Source organism: Wandonia haliotis, assembly GCF_039523435.1.
In the GTDB taxonomy this organism is placed as follows: Bacteria; Bacteroidota; Bacteroidia; order Flavobacteriales_D; family Crocinitomicaceae; genus Wandonia; species Wandonia haliotis.
On sequence record NZ_BAAAFH010000027.1, the window covers coordinates 1 to 4734 of the forward strand.

5 protein-coding genes are annotated in these 4734 nt (G+C 36.3%); all 5 read right to left on the reverse strand.

Annotation, left to right across the window (positions count from 1 at the left end; translation table 11 throughout):
- Positions 1-445 (reverse strand): IS1 family transposase (locus ABDZ97_RS17610; protein ID WP_343791133.1); only part of this gene is annotated, 445 nt, incomplete at its 3' end.
- Positions 446-820: 375 nt separating this feature from the next.
- On the reverse strand, positions 821-1219 hold the full coding sequence (locus tag ABDZ97_RS17615; RefSeq protein ID WP_343791136.1) for a hypothetical protein: 399 nt from the start codon (positions 1217-1219) through the stop codon (positions 821-823).
- A 5-nt stretch (positions 1220-1224) separates the two neighbouring features.
- A complete protein-coding gene (locus tag ABDZ97_RS17620) occupies positions 1225-2514 on the reverse strand; it encodes an RHS repeat domain-containing protein (protein WP_343791139.1) in 1290 nt (429 codons plus the stop codon).
- Positions 2508-3416 (reverse strand): hypothetical protein, encoded by a 909-nt coding sequence (locus ABDZ97_RS17625; RefSeq protein ID WP_343791142.1) that lies wholly within the window; start codon positions 3414-3416, stop codon positions 2508-2510. Before ABDZ97_RS17625 ends, ABDZ97_RS17620 begins: the two co-directional genes overlap by 7 nt.
- 8 nt (positions 3417-3424) lie before the next feature.
- A partial coding sequence (locus ABDZ97_RS17630) for an RHS repeat domain-containing protein (RefSeq protein ID WP_343791145.1) occupies positions 3425-4734 on the reverse strand: 1310 nt, incomplete at its 5' end.

A 4734-nucleotide genomic window follows, 5' to 3' on the forward strand; every position in this document is an offset into this window, starting at 1 on the left:
GGATCAATCCCAAATACAAACTAAGTCTATCTGTCCGGATTTCCTTTGCTTCTGAAAGCAACAAGGTATTCACTACCATTCCTAAGCTTCTTTTATTTCTCTTTCCCACACAATAACTAACCACATCTTTGGTTGTACGGTCAATGGCATAGGTAAGACAAACTCTATACTTCTTACTCCCTATATATGTAATCAGCTCATCCACTTCATATTCCCGTCCCAGTAAAACAGGCGGTTGTCGAGTTTGCCGAGAAATAGAAATGATACGCTTTAGAACGGTTGTGGTAGAGATCTTTAAGATCCTCGAAATACTCCTGATTCCTACTCCTTCTTTAAGTAAAAGAACAATATTCGTATTGGTTTCCGCAAGACAGGCTCTATTGCGATATTCTTCCTGTTTGGTCGAACCACATCGTTTACACAGATGACGTTGAATTCCCTTCAAAGTCTTCCCGTTTTTTTTCATTTGAAAATTACAACAAATCATATGAGCAATAATTCTGATACACGTAGTACGTAATTATTGAATAATAGGCCGAATAAAACACGAAAAAAAGGGCAATCTAATGATTACCCTTATCGAAATACTCTTGCTAAAAACTCCTCTACCACCTGAAAAACAAATGATTAATTAAAAAATTTCATTCATCAATAAATCTGGTACACTACCAATCTGTCCATGTCCAGTTCCGTTCCGATTCCGTTTCTATTTAAAGATAGTAAATTTCCGTTACGGTCGTTTTCCAGTTTTTATTTCAATGAACGTGGTAACGAAGTCATTTATTCGCTTTTGTATCGGGGGTTAGGGTTGTAGAGTGTCTTACCAAATATTAACCCTCACGACTATCCTCGTTTCTTTACCATAAACATCTCTTAACAACCCTGCTACGTAGGTTAACATTTCATGGTTACTAATATGCTTTGGTAACAATGTACAAAACATATCCTGTTCATCCTTACTGTCTGGTTTAGGTTGTACAAATGATTTATAATATTCTGAATCAATAAAACGTTGATAATTAGCTTTATTATTCGTTTTTGTTCTAAAAAAATGAATAAGTAATATGTATCCTAAGTTATCCCCAATATCATAAATTTTAAATGTTGAGTGGTAATTAAATAATTGTAATAACACCTGACCATTTTCTCTTAAAATTTGTATTTCCTTTTTAGGTTCATTGTAAGCCCTGAAAAGCTCTATTCCTTCAATTAATTCCATTTCTTTTATTCGTTTCTTAATTTGTACTCAAGTTCCATGTGTTTATACGCACCGTAGCTTCCAAGTCCGACTGCTCCACCACGAATCCAAGGGTTTGACAATGGCGCTAACCAAGGACGTCTACCTGCTACATCAATCATAGTATTTCTAGGCCATGGTTCCCAAGGATTCAAAACACCTGGATCTGGAATATTTACGGCATTTCGTTGAAAGAAGAATCGTGGTCCGGAATAAAAGCGACCGCCTTTTACGAAACTCCCATCTGGAGTTTTAACTCCTCCTACTGGGGCTCTTAAGGTACTACCCCTAGAATAAAGTGTTTGAGTCATCGACGGACCACCGCTTCTCATTGATGGGGTAGAAGTACCTATCATGATTGAAGTTGTATAAATCAATACTCTTCCAGCCACATATTTAGACAAAGTGTACACCGTATTGAAATACGCTGCTTCAGCTGTAATATAATAATAAGTTATAATTGCTTCTAATTCTGGTAATGTTGAAAGTAACGCTCCTCCTATCTCTAAAGCTGCGGGCGCTAATGCTCCACCACTTGCAGCAATTACTGTGGCGACACCAAAACCATTTAATAAATCCACAGTATTGTCCCAAACAACCAAATCGAACTGTTCTTGTAAACGACGATGCATAGCTGATCCATTAAAATCAACATAGTTCCCATCATATCTATCCCATCGATATTGCTTATAGAGTTGATAAAAATAAACACTGCTAATATTACTGCTTTCTTTTAAATGTTGGTACGATGCTTTATTACTAGGATCAACTTCTACTGTACGTAAAAGTTGAGAGTACCCATCTTCTGTTTTGTATAAAAATCGTCCATCCTCAGTTTTATAGAGATTGTCTCCTAAATCTTCTAATGAGCCATAATCCCATTCATCTCCTCCACCATCGTTTCCTCCATCATCTCCATCAGGATTCGTACCCTCCAACCCATAAGGGTCTACAAAATACACAGGATTATTATTAAACGCAACATACGGAGACATATGAGGGAACTTACTCATCAACGGATCCAACGACTTCCAACGCCCTAACCTCGGGTCATACTGTCTGAACTCCGTTGTATAGCTGTTTCCTTTACCTGAGATTTCATTATCGGTTTCCATACCATTGAACTGGTAACGATACCCCACACCACCATTCCTGCCCGGCATGGTCATTCCAAACGCATAGTAATCATTCCATGATAAGATCACTTGATCGTAATTGCCATCCGTAGCGTTCCACATGTTCCGGTCATTGATCACCTCAAGAATCTTTCCTACCACATACAGTTATCTAGTTCTTTGAAATAAATAAATTTCACACCCAAATTCAACAATACCTCCCTTTCAAAAATCACACTTTTAGAGAATTTAAGTTTTCTAGGTAAATCTTCTGAATCAATGATATCATAATCCTCATAACTTTTATGATTCTTGATTTTATTTCTCACTCTAAATGAACTGTATGACTCATTATATGAACCTTTTTTAGGAAGAAAAAAATAACAATTTTTCATTCCAAGTAAAACGCTCTCCAAATATTTTTTACCCTCCGAATAACCAAAATCATTAAAAACAACAATTATCTTTTTCGTTGGGTATATGGATTTAGTAACTTCCAAAACCCTGTCAAGACTTAACTTAAAAAAATTATGCACCAACATCAAGGAATCCATTTCCGGCAAATTATACTGGTCAACAAACTCTTGGATTAAAAAAAGCCGATCAACAGAATCTGCCTTGTTAATAGATTGCGTAGTACTTAAATCTACTTTATCCACAAATTTCGACCTAATTTGTTTGAACTTTTTCTCATCAATTCTTTTAAAATAATCAAGGTAAATCAAATCTTTCTCCTTAAAAAAGAACACTTGATTTTCTGAAAGAGTTTTCCATAGCATATTTTTTATCAAACCACACGCTAAATTATAATGCTCTTCTGTATCTAATATACCCTCTGTATATCCCTTTGAGGAAAAATGTTCTGGTCCGGAAACAATTACAACATTTCCCTTTTCTACACTTTCCGCAATGAATTCTACCTCTCTCAACTCCTCTAAACCATACCCGTATACATAAGATACTTCACCCTGTAAGTTATTTCTTTCAAAAAAACTTCTTTCTTGTAACATAGCTTGAACCGGCAAGCTAAGTACAATAACAAGACATACCATCCATTTATTCATCTTATTCTTTATTCTAGGTTAATTAATCTTATTTTGTTCATTCGAAAAACATCAAAGAACCCCCAACTACTTGATGTTTTTCTCTTAAAAGATAATACCCGTATTCGAAAATTTGCAATGGTATTATAATTTCTAAAAATACCATTTGAGTTCACCCCTTCACGATCCGTAACTTTTACACTTACCTTCATTAATAATGTTTTCGAAATACCTGTATAACGCCCAAAAAATGGATTATACCCAGGTGTATTTCGAGGAGGAGAAAAATATGTATGATTAATGCTTAATATTTCAGAATCATCTACATTAGTAAAACGAAGACTCAATGAAAAATTACCAACAACTTCACCCTCTGCTGCTCTAGCATACCCAGGAAGCAATACAAAATCATTACTATGTAACTTCAAATCTTTTTCATAAATACCTCTATGATTATCATAACCTGTAGCAAAGCCATTAAAAAAAGCCTTATATGATGATATCCTCTCTTTTGTTGTTGTTTTCTTCAATCGAGCAAAATAATATGTAGACTCATTTGCCCCTCTGCCTATATGTTTTTCTACTGGACTACCATCTGCCCCAATTTCATTACCATGGTCATCAATAGTTATGTCTTGTATTGCAGAACCTCCTCCTTCAGCTTGACTTACTTTTCTAGGATTTTTGAATGTTTCTGTTTTCACTTTTGGATTTGCACCTTGAATACGCATAATATTAACGGTTTTCTCCTTCTTCCTTCGGGTATACCAGGCATCAAAACCTGCATCCGCTTTCCTTGCAGCTCTGAATGCTCTTCGGAGTTGCCTTTTTTGTTTAGCAGTACCTTTAAATTTTATCTTATCCCCAAGCGGATCGTTAAACCAAACCGGATTATTATCCATAGAATTATAAGGTGACTGATGTGGTTGAAATACAGGATCTGGACTCTTCCACCTACCCAAACGAGGGTCAAGTTGTCTGAAGAACGTTGTATAACTGTTTCCATTTCCTTTCACCTCATTATCCATTTCACTTCCCTGATAACCATAGCGATACTCTCCAGTGTTTCCATTCCTACCCGGCATGGTCATTCCAAACGCATAATAATCACTCCAAGAGAGGAGCACAGGATCGTAATTCTGGTCTGTGGAGTTGTAAATCTTGCGGTCATTGATGACGGCAAGCACGTTCCCTAAATGATTGGTGAGTTCATACCGTTTATTTCCACGTTGATCCGTGTGTACCACGTCTTCTTCCTTGTGGGTATAGGAAGTAAAATTACCACCTTGATAGATGGTTACTTCTTCCGAGTTCACGCCCAAACGTTCGGCTCCGTACA

Bases quoted from the DNA above. Each gene is read 5' to 3' on its own strand.
- ABDZ97_RS17625 (WP_343791142.1), bottom strand. From the start codon at position 3,416: ATGAATAAATGGATGGTATGTCTTGTTATTGTACTTAGCTTGCCGGTT.
- ABDZ97_RS17615 (WP_343791136.1), bottom strand. From the start codon at position 1,219: ATGGAATTAATTGAAGGAATAGAGCTTTTCAGGGCTTACAATGAACCT.